General features: G+C 71.2%; 12 protein-coding genes. 2 read left to right on the top strand and 10 right to left on the bottom strand.

Annotated elements, in window-relative coordinates:
• Window positions 1-54 precede the first annotated feature (54 nt).
• Complete coding sequence (locus tag ACYUED_RS09370) at window positions 55-840, bottom strand: DUF72 domain-containing protein (RefSeq protein WP_491291817.1); 786 nt, start codon at window positions 838-840, stop codon at window positions 55-57.
• A gap of 23 nt (window positions 841-863) precedes the next feature.
• Entirely contained in the window at window positions 864-1,958 is a 1,095-nt protein-coding gene (locus tag ACYUED_RS09365; RefSeq protein WP_491291815.1) for a DUF5925 domain-containing protein, read from the bottom strand.
• Window positions 1,959-2,169: 211 nt separating this feature from the next.
• On the opposite strand from ACYUED_RS09365, the gene ACYUED_RS09360 reads away from it, so the two are divergent.
• Window positions 2,170-3,588, top strand: a complete 1,419-nt coding sequence (locus ACYUED_RS09360) for a GH39 family glycosyl hydrolase (RefSeq protein ID WP_491291814.1) — start codon at window positions 2,170-2,172, stop codon at window positions 3,586-3,588.
• Between the two features lie 57 nt (window positions 3,589-3,645).
• Here ACYUED_RS09360 and ACYUED_RS09355 read toward each other — a convergent pair whose 3' ends face one another.
• The 5 genes from ACYUED_RS09355 to ACYUED_RS09335 all read right to left on the bottom strand — a co-directional run bounded on the left by ACYUED_RS09355 (window position 3,646) and on the right by ACYUED_RS09335 (window position 11,003).
• Window positions 3,646-7,524 carry a lipopolysaccharide biosynthesis protein gene (locus tag ACYUED_RS09355; protein ID WP_491291813.1) on the bottom strand — a complete coding sequence of 1,293 codons (3,879 nt, stop codon included), beginning with the start codon at window positions 7,522-7,524 and terminating at the stop codon, window positions 3,646-3,648.
• Complete coding sequence (locus tag ACYUED_RS09350; protein ID WP_491291812.1) at window positions 7,517-8,317, bottom strand: polysaccharide deacetylase family protein; 801 nt, start codon at window positions 8,315-8,317, stop codon at window positions 7,517-7,519. Before ACYUED_RS09350 ends, ACYUED_RS09355 begins: the two co-directional genes overlap by 8 nt.
• On the bottom strand, window positions 8,310-9,320 hold the full coding sequence (locus ACYUED_RS09345) for a glycosyltransferase family 2 protein (protein ID WP_491291811.1): 1,011 nt from the start codon (window positions 9,318-9,320) through the stop codon (window positions 8,310-8,312). Before ACYUED_RS09345 ends, ACYUED_RS09350 begins: the two co-directional genes overlap by 8 nt.
• Entirely contained in the window at window positions 9,317-10,183 is an 867-nt protein-coding gene (locus ACYUED_RS09340; RefSeq protein WP_491291810.1) for a glycosyltransferase family 2 protein, read from the bottom strand. Before ACYUED_RS09340 ends, ACYUED_RS09345 begins: the two co-directional genes overlap by 4 nt.
• Window positions 10,184-10,529: 346 nt before the next feature.
• Entirely contained in the window at window positions 10,530-11,003 is a 474-nt protein-coding gene (locus tag ACYUED_RS09335; protein ID WP_491291809.1) for a hypothetical protein, read from the bottom strand.
• 163 nt (window positions 11,004-11,166) lie between these two features.
• Between ACYUED_RS09335 and ACYUED_RS09330 the strand changes: the two genes are divergently transcribed.
• Window positions 11,167-11,973, top strand: a complete 807-nt coding sequence (locus tag ACYUED_RS09330; protein WP_491291808.1) for an SGNH/GDSL hydrolase family protein — start codon at window positions 11,167-11,169, stop codon at window positions 11,971-11,973.
• Window positions 11,974-11,977: 4 nt separating this feature from the next.
• Here ACYUED_RS09330 and ACYUED_RS09325 read toward each other — a convergent pair whose 3' ends face one another.
• The 3 genes from ACYUED_RS09325 to ACYUED_RS09315 all read right to left on the bottom strand — a co-directional run bounded on the left by ACYUED_RS09325 (window position 11,978) and on the right by ACYUED_RS09315 (window position 17,355).
• Window positions 11,978-13,585, bottom strand: coding sequence for a serine/threonine-protein kinase (locus tag ACYUED_RS09325; RefSeq protein WP_491291807.1), 1,608 nt, complete (start codon window positions 13,583-13,585; stop codon window positions 11,978-11,980).
• A gap of 63 nt (window positions 13,586-13,648) precedes the next feature.
• A complete protein-coding gene (locus ACYUED_RS09320; protein WP_491291806.1) occupies window positions 13,649-15,382 on the bottom strand; it encodes an urease accessory protein UreH domain-containing protein in 1,734 nt (577 codons plus the stop codon).
• Window positions 15,379-17,355 carry a tetratricopeptide repeat protein gene (locus tag ACYUED_RS09315; RefSeq protein WP_491291805.1) on the bottom strand — a complete coding sequence of 659 codons (1,977 nt, stop codon included), beginning with the start codon at window positions 17,353-17,355 and terminating at the stop codon, window positions 15,379-15,381. The genes ACYUED_RS09320 and ACYUED_RS09315 overlap by 4 nt, the downstream gene beginning before the upstream one ends.
• Window positions 17,356-17,391 lie beyond the last annotated feature (36 nt).

Genomic DNA, 17,391 nt, shown 5'->3' with positions numbered 1-17,391 from the left:
GCGGCCGGTCGCACCCGCGCGGCGGAGCCGCGTATTGATACGGCCCCGCGCCCTTCAGGGGCGCGACACCGCACCTGAAGGCAGGTGTTCCGGTGTGCGGGTGACCGCCCGGCCCATCGAGCGAGCCGCCCCCGCGAACGCCACCGCGTCCTCCACTGCCGCCCCGGTCGCGTCGTTGTTGAAGTACGCGTACACATCGGCGTCGGCCGTCCACGACTCCGCGATCCGCCCGGCCCACGTCTCCAGCGCTCGCCGCCCGTAGTGCGGCCACGCCCGTGCGCGGCCCTCGTGGAAGCGGACGTAACCCCAGTCGGTGGTGCGCCACAGGGGCGTCACCGGGCGGGAGCGGGCGTCGGCCCAGCACAGCGCCGCGCCCCGCGCTTCCAGCACCTTCCGTACCGCGGGCGTCCACCACGAGTCGTGCCGCGGCTCCACCGCCACCCGCGTGCCGGACGGGAAGCAGCCGAGGCACTCGTCCAGCAGGTCCGCGTCCTCCTTCAGCGTCGGCGGCAGTTGCACGAGCACCGGACCCAGCCGGTCGCCCAGGCCTGCCGCGTGGCTCATCAGGCGGTCGACCGGTTCCCGCGGGTCCTTGAGGCGCTTGATGTGGGTCAGATAGCGGCTCGCCTTCACCGCGACCACGAAGCCCTCCGGGACCCGGTCCCGCCAGGCTGCGAAGTTCTCGCGCGTCGGCAGCCGGTAGAACGCGTTGTTGAGCTCCACCGTGGTGAAGTGCTCCGCGTACTCCTCCAGCCACAGCCGTGTCGGACACCCGGCCGGGTACAGCACGCCCCGCCAGTCCTTGTACTGCCACCCCGACGTCCCGACGAACAGGGTCATACGACCATCAAAGCACCGCAGGGTTACAGATACAGCCCCGCGTCGGCCCCGTCCCGCGGCTCCGGCAGCGCCGTCGGCGAGGTGCCCCGGCGCAGCGCGTACAGCTCCGCCAGGGTGGCGCCCTCGCGGCCCACACCCTCCTCGGTGCCGAGCCAGCCCACGGCCTCCCGGCGGGTCAGCGCGCCCACCTCGATGCGGGCCAGACAGCGGCCGGGGCGGACCACGGCCGGGTGCAGGCGCTCCAGGTCCTCGTTGGTCGTCACACCGACCAGGACGTTGCGGCCCTGGCCGAGCAGGCCGTCGGTGAGGTTCAGCAGCCGCGACAGCGCCTGGCCCGCGGTGTGCTTGGCCTCGCCGCGGATCAGCTCGTCGCAGTCCTCCAGGAGCAGCAGCCGCCAGCGGCCCTTGCCCGTCCCGTCCTCCTCGCCGATCGCGATGTCCATCAGATAGCCGACGTCGGAGAACAGGCGCTCGGGGTCGAGCACACAGTCCACCTGGCACCAGTCCCGCCAGGAGCGGGCGAGGGTCCGCAGCGCCGAGGTCTTGCCGGTGCCCGGCGGGCCGTGCAGCAGCAGCAGACGGCCCGCGATGTCCTCGGGCGTCGTCTTCATCAGGCTGTCCATCGCGTCCGCCACCGGCGCGGTGTAGTTCTCCCGCACCTCGTCCCAGGTGCCCGCCGAGATCTGCCGGGTCGTGCGGTACGGGCCGCGCCTGGGGGAGACGTACCAGAACCCCATCGTCACGTTCTCCGGCTGGGGCTCGGGCTCGTCCGCCGCGCCGTCCGTCGCCTGGTCGAGGATCTTCTGCGCCAGCTCGGCGGTGGTCGCCGTGACCGTGACGTCCGCGCCGCGGTTCCAGCGGGAGACCAGCAGAGTCCAGCCGTCGCCCTCCGCCAGCGTCGCGCTGCGGTCGTCGTCGCGGGCGATGCGCAGCACATGGGCGCCCGCCGGCAGGAGCGTCGCCCCGGACCGGACGCGGTCGATGTTCGCCGCATGCGAGTACGGCTGCTCGCCCGTCGCGAAGCGGCCGAGGAACAGCGCGTCGACGACATCGGACGGTGAGTCGCTGTCGTCGACGTTGAGCCGGATCGGCAGAGCGTCGTGTGGGTTCGCAGACATGGCGTCCATGATCCGGCACCGACGCACTCCGCGCACGGGATTTCCCCCGCCCTGTCCCCGGTGTCACGCCATGCGCCGAGTTCGCCGACCCCCTGCCGGGGCCCGGCCCCGGCGCAGCCGCGATCGAATGCGTGTCCCCTGAAAATGCAGCAGAGCTGTGCTTTCACAACATCTGCCCTACTTGGCGTCCACGCGGTTAGTGTTGCCCTCGATGGGACGTCATGAGTGGACTTCGGGGGCACGACGGTGGCGGCTCACCGCGCTGCTCGGCGTGGGTGTTGCGGCGCTGGCCCTGATCGTCACCCTGATCAGCACGCTTCCCGGGGGCGGAAGCACCGCGGGCACCTCGCGCAACGGCGACACGGTGCACGGCACTCCGGCGACCCCTCCCGACCAGGACAAACCCGAGGTGGGCTGGGGCTTCACCCACACCCAGTACAGCGCCGACGAGGGCAGCTCGGCTGCCACCGCCCGGGTCGAGGGGCTGCTCTCGGACGCCGGGGGGATGCCGCAGGACCAGGCGGTCATGGGCTGGGGCGCGGACAATCCGGAGCCGGTGAAGGGGCGTTACGACTTCGACGCGATGGACCGCCGTATCGACTTCATCCGCAAGTCCGGCGGAACCCCGGCCGTCACCCTGTGCTGTTCTCCGGACTGGATGAAGGGCGGCAAGGCCGGTGTCGACAACACCGACTGGAGCCAGTCCGCCCTGGAGACGGCGCCGCAGCCGGAGCACTACGCCGACTTCGCCGCGCTCGCCGCGACGGTCGCGAAGCGCTATCCGGACGTACGCCACTTCATCGTGTGGAACGAGTTCAAGGGCTTCTGGAACGACGCCAAGGGCCGCTGGGACTACGAGGGTTACACCAAGCTGTACAACCTCGTGTACAAGGCCCTGAAGAAGGTCGACAAGGACATCATGGTCGGCGGGCCGTACCTGGTCATGGACAGTGTGGACCCGCGTGCGGACGAGGCCTCCTCGACCTTCAAGGGACCCTGGGGCGCCATGGACCAGCGCATCCTCGACGCCTTCGACTACTGGAACAAGAACAAGGCGGGCGCCGACTTCGTCGTCGTGGACGGCTCCAGCTACACCAACGACGACGAGATGCTGCCGAACGAGTTCGCGGCAACCGACAAGTTCACCGCGGTCGGCAGGTGGGTGCGGAAGCAGGCGGACAACCTGCCGCTGTGGTGGGCCGAGTACTACGTCGAGCCCGCCGACGGCAACGACGACCGCAAGGGCTGGTCCGAGACCCGCCGGGTCGCCGTCCAGGCCGCCGGAATGATCGCCATGGTCAAGGGCGGCGCCTCCTCGGGCTTCTACTGGAACCCGGAGGACGAGAAGGGCAGCGACTGCCCCGGCTGTCTGTGGACACCTACCGACGGTTCGAACGGCGGCAAGAAGCTGCCCATGTTCCACCTGGTCTCCCGCTTCCACCGGGAGTTCCCGCCCGGCACGACCTACAAGACCGTCGCGGTCGCCGCGGACGACGTGCCCAACGTCCGCGTCCTCGCCACCGACAAGTCCGTCCTGGTGGTCAACACCCTCGACCGGTCGATCAGCGCGAAGGTCGACGGCAAGCGGTTCGAGATGCAGGCCTACGAAGTGAAGTGGCTTACCAGGTAAGCCCGGTAAGCCACTTCGGCGACGACGACAGCGACAGCGCCCGCCCCTGCGCCATGGTCACTTCATGGTCAGGAATCTCTGCACCAGCGCGGCCAGTAGCACCGCCAGCAGCGGCAGCGAGAACCAGAAGCTGCTCTGCAGTCGGCGCAGTTGCCGCACGCTCGGGCGCGTCGCGACCCGCACCACCTCGCGCGCCGTCAGCAGCACGATGAGCGCGAGGGCGGCCAGGGCGCCGACGACCGACCACGGCGTCCAGGTGATCTGCGGTCCGATCGGACCCGGATCGGGCGCCGGCACCTTGCCCTCGGGCTGCTTCTTGAGGGCGTAGAGGGTGGCGTCGGCATTGACGTAGACCTTCTTCAACTCGGGCCGCTGGTCCAGGTTCTGGAGGAGCCGGGGCTGCCAGGTGTCCGAATAGCCCACGTCCATCCGGAGATAGGTCATCTGGCCGGCGTTGATCATCAGGTACGAGTTCGGGCCCGCGTCCTTCAGCGCCTTGACCAGGCTCGACACCAGCACCGGGTCGGCCGGGGCCAACGTGGGCACGTAGTTGACCCGCTCCATGTCCTTCGCGCCCCACGGCATCGCCGGCGTCACGTCGTTGACCGTGTCGTTGCTCAGCCACAGCAGCCGGACGGTCGGCTTGTCGTGCGCGTACACGTAGTCCATGGCCGCGACCTCCCCGGGCCGGACCCGCTCGAAGGGCTCGTTGCCCCAACGGGCCACCAGGAAGCCGCCCATGAGCAGCAGCCCGGCCAGGAGTGCGGCCAGCGGGGCGAGGCTGACCCGGTCCTTGTCCCGCTCCTCGGCGGTGACGCCGGTGCGCGGGAACAGGGCGAGACCGGCCAGCAGCGCCGCGCCCGGCACGGCGAACATGAAGACGCGCAGGGCCATCTCGCCGCCGTAGGACTGCATGCCGAAGCCCAGGAACGGGACGAACGTCAGTACCAGCAGCGACCGCTCGCGGTACTTGTGGTCGCGCCGTCGCCACCAGCCCCAGCAGGCGAACGTCATCACGCCGCCGGCCAGCAGTACGCGCGTGTACAGCACGAGCTTGTGGGTCGAGTCGCCGCCCTGGATACGGCCGGAGACCGACGTGGACACATTGCTGCCGACGCCGCCGACGCCGCCGAACAGGTCGTTGAAGTGCCCCGACCAGTACGGCTCCGCCATGAAGCCCAGCCAGCCGATGACCAGGACACCGAACAGGATGGGCAGGCCGCGCAGTTCGGACCGGCCGGTCATGACGAGCACCGCGAGCACGCCCAGCATCACGAACGGCGTGAGCTGGTGGGCCGGGACGCTCGCCGCGAACAGCCCGATCACCACACCGAGCAGGACGGCCTTCTGGCGGCGGCTGGCCGGCTCGACCTCCGCCTCGCCGGGCCGCCGCTTCGCCCAGATCACCCGCGGCGCCCGGAACCAGACCAGCAGGATCGCCACGAACGCCAGGTAGAGGAGGAAGGTGAAGCCCTGCGGCGAGAAGTAGTCCTGCCCCACCCAGCCGCTGAGCACGAAGATCCAGATGCCCGTCCACTTGGCGCGCCAGCTCGCCCGCATCGAGCGCACGAGCAGGAACATCGGTGCCAGGTAGAGGAGTTGGATGATCAGCGGCCACCAGCGGATGAGGTCGGTGAGGTCCGTCATCCCGCAGGCCCTGGTGACGAACGCGGCCACCGCGAAGAATCCGGGCCAGCTCCAGCGCGCGTCCAGGTCCGGTACGGCGGACCCGGTGCGGTCGATGTAGTCCAGGAACCCGAGGTGCTGCCAGGCCGTCGGGAAGCGCGGCTCGGTCTCGAGCACCGCGGGAAGCGCGTGCAGCGACACCACGGTCGCGAGCAGCGTCACCAACAGCAGCGCCTTGTGCTCCCGGCCGAGCCAGAGCAGCGAGGCGAACACCGCGACCAGCAGCGCCGCGCCGACCAGGGTGGGCAGCGGCAGGATCGAGATGAGGCCGAGCCCGCCCATCTCCTCCAGGTCCGCCTCGCCCAGCCGCAGCGCGGGCACCCAGTAGAGCAGCAGCGCGGCCGCCAGCAGACAGCCGAGGACGACGCCGAAGCGGGTCGGCTGAAGGCGCTCGCGCAACGACTGCTCAGACGGCGCGACGGGCACCGGCACCGGCACCTCTTCGCGCACGGGCGCCTCCTCACGGACGAGCGACGCCTCGGCCGCTCGTACGGCCTCCTCGTCGTCGCCCGCCTCGAAGCCGGCCCCGAACTCGGCCTCGAACGGCGCGTCCACCTCCACCTCGGCCGGTCCCAGGGATGCCTCGGAACCCGGCTCCCGCTCCTCCACCGGCAGCCCCAGCTCCGGGTTCTTCGCCCAGGCCGGCCGGTGGTCGGCGGGCGTCACGGGGGTGCCGGTCGGCGGTGTGCCGGGACCCGGGCGGACGTCGGGACGGCGTTCCTGGTGGTCGAAGTCGACGTGGATGCCGAGCGCCAGGGTGTCGCTGTCCAGCGCCCAGGCCGGCCCGCGCCGGCGCGTCGTCTCCGAGGCCGGGGCGGTGGGGGTCCCCCCGCTCGACCGAAGCCGAGAGGTGAGTGCCCCCAGGTCGGCGAGGTCTCCGTCGGGTGCCGCCGCTTCGGGGACGGCGGGGGCCGGTGCGGCCCTGAGCGTGCGGTACAGCCTGGGCGCGGCGATCAGGACGATCACCGAGAGCGAGGAGATCTCGGCGACGCCGGCGCCGGTCAGCCCCATCCGGGGGAGCAGCAGCAGCGTCAGTCCGAGTACCAGGACGCACAACAGGCCCTGCAGCCAGGCGAGTCCGGCGGTACGGCTCTGCGCGCGCAGCACCGCGAAGTACGTCTCCATGACGACCCGGAGCAGCGCGCCGGCGGCGAACCAGCGCAGCAGCGGGGTCGCCGCGTCCGCGTAGCCCGCACCGAAGACACCGAGGATCCACGGCGCCCCGACGAACAGCAGCCCGCAGATCGGCAGCATGATCCGCGCCATGCGCTTGAGCGCGGCGCGCGTGTTGGCGGCCAGCCGGCCGGGGTCGTGCGAGCCCTCGACGGTGAGCGAGGCGCCCATGTTGATGGCGAGCAGGTTGACCGTGCCGCCGATGGTGGTGGTGATGTAGAAGTAGGCGTTGTCCTCGGAGCTGACCTGCGAGGCGATGATCACCGGGACGAGATAGACGACGGCGAGCGAGAACAGCGAGCCGGTGTAGTCGCCGGCCAGGAACCTGCCGATCTCCTTCAGAGTCGGTGGCTTCGTACGGTCCGCCGTGGCCTCGATGTGCCGGGGGACCAGCTTCCGGAACACCAGGATGCCGAGCGGCACCACGGAGGTGGCGATCGCCAGCACCCAGGAGACGAACACGCCGGTCGTCGGCATGCTGACGGCCAGTCCGACCAGCAGCGCCAGCTTCACCGCGGAGAACACCGTGTTGCCGACCGGCACCCACGGCGCACTGCGCAGCCCGGTCAGCACCCCGTCCTGCAGCGTGAGCAGGTTCCAGGAGGCGACGGCCATGATGAAGCCGAGGCCCTTGATGGACCCGTGCAGGAAGCTGTACGACGGCCCCCAGGAGTCGAGGGTCAGCAGGAAGATTCCCGCCGCGAACGACACGACGACGCAACTCGCCGCGTACGTACGGAAGATGAGGCGCCCGGTGGCGCGCCCGGCGACGGGGATGAAGCGGGCCAGGGCGCCCGTCAGGGCCACCGCCGTCAGACCGGCCAGCAGCTTCATCGCGGCGATCGCGGCCGAACCCTGGCCCACCGCGGACTCGGAGTAGTAGCGGGCGGCGATGAGCCAGTACCCCAGGCCCAGCACCGCGGAGATGCCGGTGTTCAGCATCAGGGCGTAGGCGTTGCGGAACAGGGGGCTGCCGCCCCCCTTGCCCATTCCGGGCAGCCGAAGACGGCGCCCCGACTGCTCGGGCGCCTCGGTCACGGGCTGTGAGGCCTCGGTCGTGGTCGTCGTGTCAGACACGGGAACGGATGGCCTTCCGGCGGACCTGTCGTGCTCTGCGAACCATGGCGTACCCCTTGGTGAGGGCACGGTCCCTGGTGAAGTTGCGGGCGATCGCGCGGCCCTCGACCAGCTGCTCGAACTCCTCGATGCCCGTGCTGCGGCGCACGGTCACCCGCTGCAGGGCGTACGGGCCCTGACGGCGGCGCGCGAGGCCGTTGCCGACGGCGAGCGCCTGGGCGTACCCCGTGGCCCGCACCGCCTCGCGCACCCGGCGGCTGGAGTAGCCGTACGGGTAGGCGAACGAGGCCGGGACGGCGCCCAGTTCGTCGGCGACGATCTCCTTGCAGTGGATCAGCTCGTGCCGCAGTGAGTCGTCGTCGAGCTGGTCGAGCTGCGGGTGGGTATGGCTGTGCCCGCCGATCTCCACGTCCGCGGCGGCCAGTTCGCGCACCTGCGCCCAGTCGAGCATGGTGTCGAGGCCGCCCCCGGTGTCGTGGGCGCCCTTGATCCAGCCGGTGGAGACGAACAGCGTGGACGCGAAGCCGTGCTTGGCGAGCACGGGCAGGGCGTGCCGGTGCACACCCTCGTAGCCGTCGTCGAAGGTGATCAGGACCGGGCGCGCCGGCAGCGAGCGGCCCGAGCGCCAACATGCCGCCAGATCAGCCGTGGTGACCGGGGTGAGGCCCCGGTCGCCGATGAGTGCCATCTGCTCGGTGAACGCCTCGGGTGCCACGGACAGCGCCCGCGTGGCGTCGTTCGGAGCGGACGCGACCGAGTGGTACATGAGAACCGGCACGGGCGCTTCAGTCATGAGATCCCCCCTGAGCTCCGCCGCTGATCTCCACCACCGAGAACGTGGCACCGCCCCTGCGGGCCCGCACGCTCCCCACCACGTACCCGCCCGCCGCCGTGAGGACCCCGGCGACGATCGCGCCGGCCCGGCCCGCACCGCCCGGCCGGGCCAGCGCGGCGTCGCGCAGACCGCGCACCACACCGGCCGGCAGGACACGGGTGGTGTACCGGCGCTCGGACTCAAGTCCCTTGTCCGCACCCACGCTTCGCGCCACCAGCGCCTTGGACAGGCCCTCGGCGTACGCACGCGTGCGGAAGTACCCGAAGTGCTCGCGCGCCTCGGGCACCCGGTGATGGATCACCGCACGGTCGTCGATCAGCAGGATCGCGTCCGGTCTGGCGCGCGTGAGACGGATGCACAGCTCCGTCTCCTCACAGCCCAGCGGCCGCTTGTCGCCGTCGCGCCCGATGCCGGTCGCGAAGCCGCCCGCGGCGTCGAACGCCGTACGACGGAACGAGGCGTTGCCGCCCAAAACGTTGCGCACCCGGACCAGGCCCGGCGGCAGCCCCCTGTAGGTGCAGCCCACCACCCAGTCGAACTCCTCGGGGAACCAGGCGGGACGCCGGCCCGACGCCCAGATCGGCATCGTACGGCCGCCGACGGCCATCACCCGTGGGTCGGCGAACCCCTCGGCGAAGCGGCGCAGCCAGTCCCGCTCGGCCACGGCGTCGTCGTCGAGGAAGGCGATGACCTCGCCGCGCGCGGCCGCGATCCCGGTGTTGCGGCCGGCGGACAGGCCGCGGGGGCCCGCGTTGGCGAGCACGCGGACCTCGCCGCTCGCCTCGAACTCCTTGTACTCCTTGGTGAGCCGGTCCAGCAGGGCCGGATTGTGGTCGACGGACAGCAGGGTCTCCAGGGCACGGTGGGACTGCGACCGCACCGAGGCGACCGCCGCGAGGATGTCCTCCCAGCGGTCCTCGGTGTAGACGCAGATCACGACGGAGATGTCGAGATCGCTCAAGACACCTCTCCCCGGACCGAGTCGAGTTCGGCCGAGCCGAGTTCGACCGAGTCGAGCCCGACAGTGTCGAGCATCGGCGAGTGGTGCTCCTGTCGGCGCAACTCCCGCCGGTTGGACCGCTCCTTGAGGATCACCTTGAGCACCCGGAACCCGTCCCGCACGGCCCGCAGATTGCTCGCGCCGTGGATGCGCAGGTACTCGTGGCTCGGGATCTCCTGCACCTTGAGCCCGGCCTTGACCACCCTGATGTTGATCAGGGTCTCGATCTCGAAGCCGGTGCAGTCGAGGTCGATCTTGTCGAGGCAGTGCCGCCAGAACGCGTTGTACCCGTAGCAGAGGTCGGTGTAGCGGGCGCCGAACTTGCGGTTGACGACGGTGCACAGCGCCCAGTTGCCGAGCTTGCGGATGAACGTCATGTCGTCGGTGCCGCCGCCGTTGGCGAAGCGGGAGCCCTTGGCGAAGTCCGCGCCCGACACCAGGGCGGAGACGTAGCTGACGATCTCGTTCCCGTCGGCCGAGCCGTCTGCGTCGACCATCACGATGATGTCGCCGGTGCAGGCCTCGAACCCGGTGATCAGGGCATCTCCCTTGCCCTTGCCATGCTGCTCGACGACCTTGACGTTCGGCCACAGCTCGCGCGCCACCTCGACGGTGTCGTCCGTCGAGTTGCCGTCCACGAGGACGACTTCGTGTATCCAGTCCGGAAGTGTCTTGAACACGTACGGGAGATTCTCCGCCTCGTTCATGGCGGGAATCACCACACTCACCGGTGGCGCGATGGCCAGGTGAGAAGAGATCGGCCGGTATTTGCTGGCAGTTGACGGATCCAGGTCCGTGGCCGCCGGCCGCAGAACAGAACTCATGAGTCTGGTCCCTCTCGTCCGGTGGACCGCCCGCCCCTGGGCGGCCCGGCATTGTGTCCGGTTCGAAAGGGGGGTTTCACGCCTGTGGCATGACGAAATGGATCTACGTGCACGCCGAGGCGAGCTGGCAAAGCTGGCCGCCTGCCGCCTTGACGGCAGCCGGTCGCGCGGCACGACTCGGTCACAAGTGCGGTCACCGAGCACGGCACCCCCCTACCGCGCCCCACGCCGGATCCATCGCGGTCCTTGAGCCCTCCCCTAGAGCCGCTTGATGATGGACCGATGTGGGTGAGATGTACGACGGTATTGATGATTGAACCCGTATGGCAAGACCTGGAACGAGGCCTCACGTTTTTGTTGGTTTGACCGTTACACAGCCCAGAAGCAGCAGAAGACTGATCACGGTCACGGCGATGATTCCGCCCCGCACCGACCAGCGGTGAACAGCCAACATGCCCTGCGCCACCAGCATGTTGAGGACGATTGCGCCCGCGACCGCGGCAATGGTGCGGCCGCGGGGCTCCAGCCCGCGCAGCGCGGCCCCGAGGGCCGTCGCGGGCGCGGCGAGCAGGAAGAACAGGGTGAGCGGGCCGCGCAGGGGTGAGTCCGAGTCGACGAGCGCCAGAAGCGCGCCGAATCCCCCTACGGCCGTGGCGGCGCCCGCGAGCAGTGGCGACAGGTCCCTCCCCGGTCCTGGTCGCGCCGGCTCGGTGCCGTCGGTCGAAGGTCTCTTGATACGGATGGTCTGCATTGGCGACTTTGCCCCCCAGCGCGCCGGATGCCGGACTTCAATGTCGCGCAGGGCGAGAGCGGCCGTCAAGACGTGGAATCGGCCTGTACCTGTCCTTGTCGATTCTTAAACATGTGTTCGCCCGGACGGGGTGACTGTCGGACGAACCGAACCGCCTTGACATGGACACTTCCGATCAACACGCGTAGTTGGTACGACGGTTATGGCAGAGATCCTGCTAAAGGGAGGTTCCATGAGACGTTCCCGAATTGCCGTTTTCGTGAGCTCGATCCTCCTCGCCGCCGGCACGGCCCTCACCGGGGCCACGGCTGCGCAGGCATCCGGGCAGGCCGCAGCAACCGGCTATGTGGCCCTCGGCGACTCCTACTCCTCCGGGGTCGGGTCGGGCAGCTACATCAGCTCCAGCGGCGACTGCAAGCGCAGCACGAAGGCCTACCCCTACCTCTGGGCCGCCGCCCATTCACCCTCGACGTTCGACTTCACCGCCTGCTCCGGCGCCCGAACGGGTGATGTTCTGTCAGGACAGCTCGGCCCGCTCAGCGCCTCCACCGGACTGGTGTCCCTCTCCATCGGCGGCAACGACGCAGGCTTCTCCGACGTCATGACGACCTGTGTGCTCCAGTCCGAAAGTGCCTGCCTCTCCCGGATCAACACCGCCAAGGCCTATGTCGACTCGACGCTCCCCGGACAGCTGAACAGCGTCTACTCGGCGATCAGTGCCAAGGCCCCGAACGCCCACGTCGTCGTCCTCGGCTACCCCCGCTTCTACAAGCTCGGCGCCACCTGCATCGGCCTCTCCGAGACCAAGCGGAAGGCGATCAACGACGCGGCCGACTATCTGGACACCGCCACCGCCAAAGCCGCCGCGGACCACGGCTTCGCCTTCGGTGACGTCCGCACCACCTTCACCGGCCACGAGATCTGCTCCGGCAGCAGTTGGCTGCACAGCGTCGAACTGCTCAACATCGGCGAGTCCTACCACCCGACCGCGGCCGGCCAGTCGGGCGGCTACCTGCCCGTCATGACCAGCGCGGCCTGACCCGTCAGGGCGAGGGCGACTCGGAAGTGGAAGGGGAGGAGGAGGTCCCGTCAGTCGGGGTCTCCTCCTCGCAGGACAGCGAGAACGGCACCGAGTCGGACGTCGCGTGAACGGGATCGCGGACCTCCACGCTGATCACGTCCTGGAAGGTCCCGCTGCTGTCGCGCGTGGTGATGAACTGCCTGTCCTGCTGGGACCTTTCGCCGTTCGCCGGGAAGGAGACCGTCTTCCAGTTCCCGGACAGCGAGCCGTTCTCGGTCACCCAGCGGTAGGTCACCGTGGCCGGAAGCCGTCCGACCGTCAGCGTGGCCGTGAAGGTCGGGGCCTCGGACTTCGAGGGCGGACAGGTGCCCGAGTAGTCGGTGTTCGCGCCCGCGAGGCTCACCTTCACGGACTGGGGTGTCTTCGTACGACTGCTGCTGGGGCTCGGCGTGGGGCTCGCGGCCCCGCCGCCGGGTTTGCTTTCGGCGGCGGTCGGCGAAGTCCCCGCCCCGGAACGGGTGTTACTGCCGTTGTTGTCGTTCCCGCCGCCGTTGTCCCGGTTCAGCAGCGCGTACGTCAGTCCTCCCAGCGCCAGCGCGAGGGCGAGCACGCCGACGACCAGGACGGCGGCGGCCCTGCGGTTGCGCTCCGGCGGCGCGGTCGTGGCCGAGGTCCCGGGCGCGGCCACGGGCCCGGTCCGCGCGGCCGCGTAAGGAGTCGGCGGGGCCGGCGTCCCGCGCCGCGGGTATTCGGCGATCGTCGGCGCGTAGGGCGCGGTCGGCAGCACCTCCGTGCGGGGCGTGCCTCCCGCCCCGATGATCCGCAGGTCCTGCTGGGCCCGGTCGGCCGTCAGCCGCTCGGCCGGATCCTTGCGCAGCAGCCCCTCGATGACGGGCGCGAGCGGTCCCGCCCGCAGCGGTGGCGGCAGCTCGTCGTCGACGATCGCGCGCAGGGTGTTGAGCGGAGTGGCCTGGCGGAAGGGGGAGTTGCCCTCCACCGCCGCGTACAGCAGCACGCCGAGCGACCACAGGTCGGACTCGGGACCCGGTGTGCGGCCCAGCGCCCGCTCCGGTGCGAGGAACTCGGGCGAGCCGATGACCTCGCCGGTCATCGTCAGCGCCGAGCTGCCCTCCACCATGGCGATGCCGAAGTCGGTGAGCACCACCCGGCCGTCGCTCGACAGCAGAACATTGGCCGGTTTCACGTCCCGGTGCAGCACTCCGGCCTCGTGTGCCGCCCGCAGCGCCGCCAGCACCTCGGCACCGATGTGCGCGGCCCGCTCCGGCGGCAACGGGCCCTCTGCGTCGAGGAGTTCGGCGAGGGAGATACCGCGGACCAACTCCATGACGATCCACGGCCGGCCGTCCTCGGTGGCCACGTCGTACACCGTCACGACGTTGCGGTCGGCGACCCGCGCCGCCGCCCACGCCTCACGCTCCAGACGGGCGTACATCCGCTCCACGTCCGAGGCCGGCAGCCCGGCGGGCGCGCGTACCTCCTTCACGGCGACCTCGCGGTGCAGCACCTCGTCCCGGGCCCGCCACACCGTCCCCATGCCACCCTCGCCGAGCGGGGACAGAAGACGGTAGCGGCCCGCGACCACACGCTCACTGCCCGGTTCTTCTGACACGGGCGTCCCCCCTTCGCATCCGCGTGTTTTCTCCACTGCGCGTGATTTCTCCACAAACGTAGCTCAGCCGAGTACGGATGCCGCCCCCTTGAGCACCAGTCCGACACCGAGGGCGACAACGAGGAACGCGGACGCCAGCGGGGCGGTCCTGCGTACGAGGGTCGCCATCGGGTGGGTGGTCCAGCGGGGGCGCCTGTCCAGCACACGGTTCATTCCCGTACCCAGCTTGACGACGGCGAACCCGGCCGCGGTGAGGGTGAGGGCGAGCCCGACGCCGTACGCGACGACGAGCAGCAGCCCGAACCAGGCCTTCCCGAGCGCCGACGCTCCCACGAGCACGACGACGGCGGAGGGACTGGGCACCAGACCGCCGGCGAAACCGAGCAGGATCGTGCCGCGGAGGGTCGGGGCCGTGGAGTGGGTGTGGGTGAAGCCGCCGTGGGTGTGCTCGACGGTGTGGGAGTGACTGTGGCTGTGGCTGTGGTCGTGGTCGTGGTCGTGTGTATGACCGTGGTCGTGATCGTGCGGGTTGGTGGACGCGCGCCGGTGTGAGTGGGCCTCGGTGGTCGACGAGGCGTTCTCGGTGTGGGCGGCGACCAGGACCAGCTCGCGCTCCTCGGTCCCGTCGGTCCCGTTGGTCCCGTGCGTGTGGGTGTGCCCGCCGAGGCCGTCCGGGTGCGGGTGCGGGTGTGCATGGGGATGCGGATGGTCGTGCCCGTGCCCGTGCCCGTGCCCGGGCTCGTGGCCGTGGGGGTGCCGGGGTGTGCGGTTGCGCCAGACCCGGCGTACGAGGGTCGCGCCCGCGCAGGCCACCATGACGCCGCTCGCGATGCCCAGCCAGGCGATCACCGAGGGCGCCGCCGCCGAGCCGGCCGTCACCAGGAGGCCGAGGGCGACCACGCCCAGGGTGTGGGTGACCGTCACCGAGGCGGCCAGCGGCATGACGTCCTTGAGGCGCGCACGGCCGCCGCGGGCGGCTGCCGTCGCGGCCATCAGGGTCTTGCCGTGGCCCGGCGCGAGCGCGTGCATCGCGCCCAGGACGATCGCGACGAGCAGCGCGAGTGCCGCGAAGCCGAGGGTGAGGTCGTGGCGGGCGACCAGGGAGTCCAGGGCGCGGGTCCAGCGGTCGGCGCCGCGCGGCAGCACGGAGGCCGCGGGGGCGTCCCGCCGCTTCTCGACCAGGGCCGGTCCGCCGGCGCGCACCCGCAGGGACGCTGCCGAGGTGTCGGCGGGGGAGGAGAGCAACTCCTTGGGATAGCTGGTGAGTTCGTGTGAGACCGAGGTCTTCGGTACGTCCGTCGCGGTGAGCGTCATACGGTCGCCGCGCGCGGTGATCTCCCGCCAGCCCGGCCCGGAGGAGGCGCCCGCGCTGTGGAAGCCGAGGCGCACGGTGTCGCTCTTCGGGAGCGGCGCGGTCAGCCCGCACTCCACCCGGAGCGTGTTCAGCCCCGCCTGCCCGGGCCGTAGGTGCGCCTGGCCGCTGCCCACGGTCAGGGCGGTGGCCCGTCCGTCGACGGTGACCTTGCTGCCGTCCGCCGCCTTCGCGCACCGCTGTCGCGCCCACTCGCTCATGCCGAGCCGCTTGATGTCGGGCCTGGCCTGGGTGGCCGGGATCTCGGCGAGGTCCTCGACGTGGTCGACGCGCAGTGTGCCGGGGGCGGCGACGAGGCCGTCGTACCGGTTGACGGTGAAGTTGCCCAGGGGGTGCGCGCTCGCGCTGGTGGAAGGGAACAGCGCGAGCGCGCAGGCCGCCGTGAGGACGGCCCCTGTGGAGGCGAGCAATCGACGGGCTATCACTTCGCCGCCTCCAGGTCCTTGAGCGCCTTGCGGGCCTCGCCGGCGCCCAGTGGCGAGAAGCCCGGGTTCAGCGTGAGTGCCGCCCGCAGCGAGGCGCGGGCCTCCTTGGTGTGGCCGGTGGCGCGCTCGATCACGCCGCGGTGGTAGAGGAACGAGGCGTTGCGGTAGCCGGTGGCCGTCGCCTGGCGGGCGTAAGGGAGGGCTTCCGCGTCCCGGCCGTTGACGTGCAGGGCCCAGGCCAGGGCGTCCGCGGTGTGCACGGTGTGCCGGCGGGCCCACTCGGCGCGGGCGGCGCGCAGGGCGGAGGTCCTGCTGCCGTGGTCGGCCGCGGCGAGCGCGGTGTCGAGGTCGGCGTTGACCCCGTTGGCGCGGGCGAGGGCGATCCAGGCGTCGACCAGGGCGTACTGGTCGCGGGCCTTCTCCTGGTCACCCTCGGCGCCGCGCTCCTCGTACATCTCACCCAGCTCGACGAGCGGCTGCGGCAGCGGGTAGCGGGCGACCACCTGCTCCATGCCCTCGACCGCGGCCGCCTTGTCCCCGCTCCCGTACTGGGCGCGGGCGCGTCCCTCCAGGGCCGGGAGGTAGTTCTCGTCGGCGGCGAGGGCGCGGGCGTAGTAGGTCAGCGCGCTCTTGTAGTCACCCTGGTTCCAGGCGAGTTGGCCGAGCTGGGCGGCCACGTAGGAGATGTCTCCGCGGGCGGTGGAGGTGGCGAGGGCCTGCTCCAGTACCCGCCGGGCCGTCTTCACGTCCCCGCGCAGTTCGTGGACGTACGCGTACCGGGTGAAGACCGGGACCCCCGGGCGGCGGGAGTCGGCGGTGTCGGCGGCCTTCGACGCGTCGGCGTAGCGGCCGAGTTCGACGAGGGCGTCGATGCGGGAGGAGAGGGCGTTCTGGCTGTAGGGGTTCTCCTTCAGGACCTGGTCGGCGTACTTCAGGGCGTTCTTGAAGTCGTGTTGGGCCGCGGCGAGGGCGGCCTGGCCGGTGAGGGCCTGCTCGTTGCCGGGCCTCAGGTCGAGGGAGCGCTTCAGGGCCTTCTGCGCCTGCGGGTAGCGGGAGGGGTCGCCCTTGGTGCGGGCCTGCTCCACGTACGCCAGGCCGAGGGTCGCCCAGCTGCCGAAGTCCTTGGTCTGCGACCGGAGTTGGGCCTGCAGAGCGGCGATGCTCGCGTCGAGGCTGCCGCTGGAGAGCAGAGCCGGCGACAGGGCGCCGGCGGCGGAGGCGGCGACCGTCGTGCCGCCGTTGTCCCGGATGGCCCCGTAGGCGATCGACCCCGCGGTGAGTGCGACGGCCAACAGCACGGCGGTGCCGCCGAGTTGGAGCGCCCGCATCCGCCGTCCGGCTTCGCCCACCCGGCGAACGGCGTCGACCCGCTGCCGGGCCGACGGGTCGGTTCCGGCCTGCGCGGGGTCGCCGGGGCGTGACGGCTTCTCCTCTGCCTCACCCTCGGCGCCCGCCGCACGGGACACCGCCTCGACGGCGTGTTCCGCGACCTGCCCACGCGACGGTGCATCCGGCACCTGCGCGGGGCTGCCTGCCGGGGCGCCCGGGGCCGCGAGGGGAACGGTTTCGGCGGCCGTCGTCCTGGCCACCGCCTCCGTGACGGGCCGTGCCGTCCGGTCGGTGCGAGGCCCCTCCACCGGGCCGCCTTCCGGGATGCCGGCCGACGGCCCGGTGCGGGGGCCCTCAGCGGGGTCGTTCTCCCGGACGTCGGCCGGGCCGCGCCGGGGGGCGGCGGTGTGTTCCGTGGCGGGCCGTGCGGTCCGGTCGGGATGTGGGCTGGTGGTGGGTGCCTGGGTGGTCGGGGTGTTCTCGGGGGCGTCGGCCGTCGTGGTGGAGGGCTCCGGCTCGGGGGCCGGGGTGCCGGGCTCGGTCCGGGACCGCTCGGCGGCCGGTGCAACCTCGGGGTCCGGTGCGGTGAGCGGCGTGCTGCCGTTCTCCTTCTCCGGCTCGGTGCCGTTCGTACGCGGGGCCATGCCCTCTCCTCAATCGGCGTGCGGTGAAAGGAAGAT

The sequence above is a fragment of the Streptomyces sp. DF42 genome (assembly GCF_058267695.1).
This window is presented reverse-complemented; position numbering and strand designations above follow the sequence as displayed.

What these genes read in the sequence shown, in the direction of transcription:
- ACYUED_RS09340 (WP_491291810.1), bottom strand. Translation starts at nt 10,183, where the DNA reads ATGAGTTCTGTTCTGCGGCCGGCGGCCACGGACCTGGATCCGTCAACT.
- ACYUED_RS09350 (WP_491291812.1), bottom strand. Translation starts at nt 8,317, where the DNA reads ATGACTGAAGCGCCCGTGCCGGTTCTCATGTACCACTCGGTCGCGTCC.
- ACYUED_RS09330 (WP_491291808.1), top strand. Translation starts at nt 11,167, where the DNA reads ATGAGACGTTCCCGAATTGCCGTTTTCGTGAGCTCGATCCTCCTCGCC.
- ACYUED_RS09365 (WP_491291815.1), bottom strand. Translation starts at nt 1,958, where the DNA reads ATGTCTGCGAACCCACACGACGCTCTGCCGATCCGGCTCAACGTCGAC.
- ACYUED_RS09315 (WP_491291805.1), bottom strand. Translation starts at nt 17,355, where the DNA reads ATGGCCCCGCGTACGAACGGCACCGAGCCGGAGAAGGAGAACGGCAGC.
- ACYUED_RS09370 (WP_491291817.1), bottom strand. Translation starts at nt 840, where the DNA reads ATGACCCTGTTCGTCGGGACGTCGGGGTGGCAGTACAAGGACTGGCGG.
- ACYUED_RS09360 (WP_491291814.1), top strand. Translation starts at nt 2,170, where the DNA reads ATGGGACGTCATGAGTGGACTTCGGGGGCACGACGGTGGCGGCTCACC.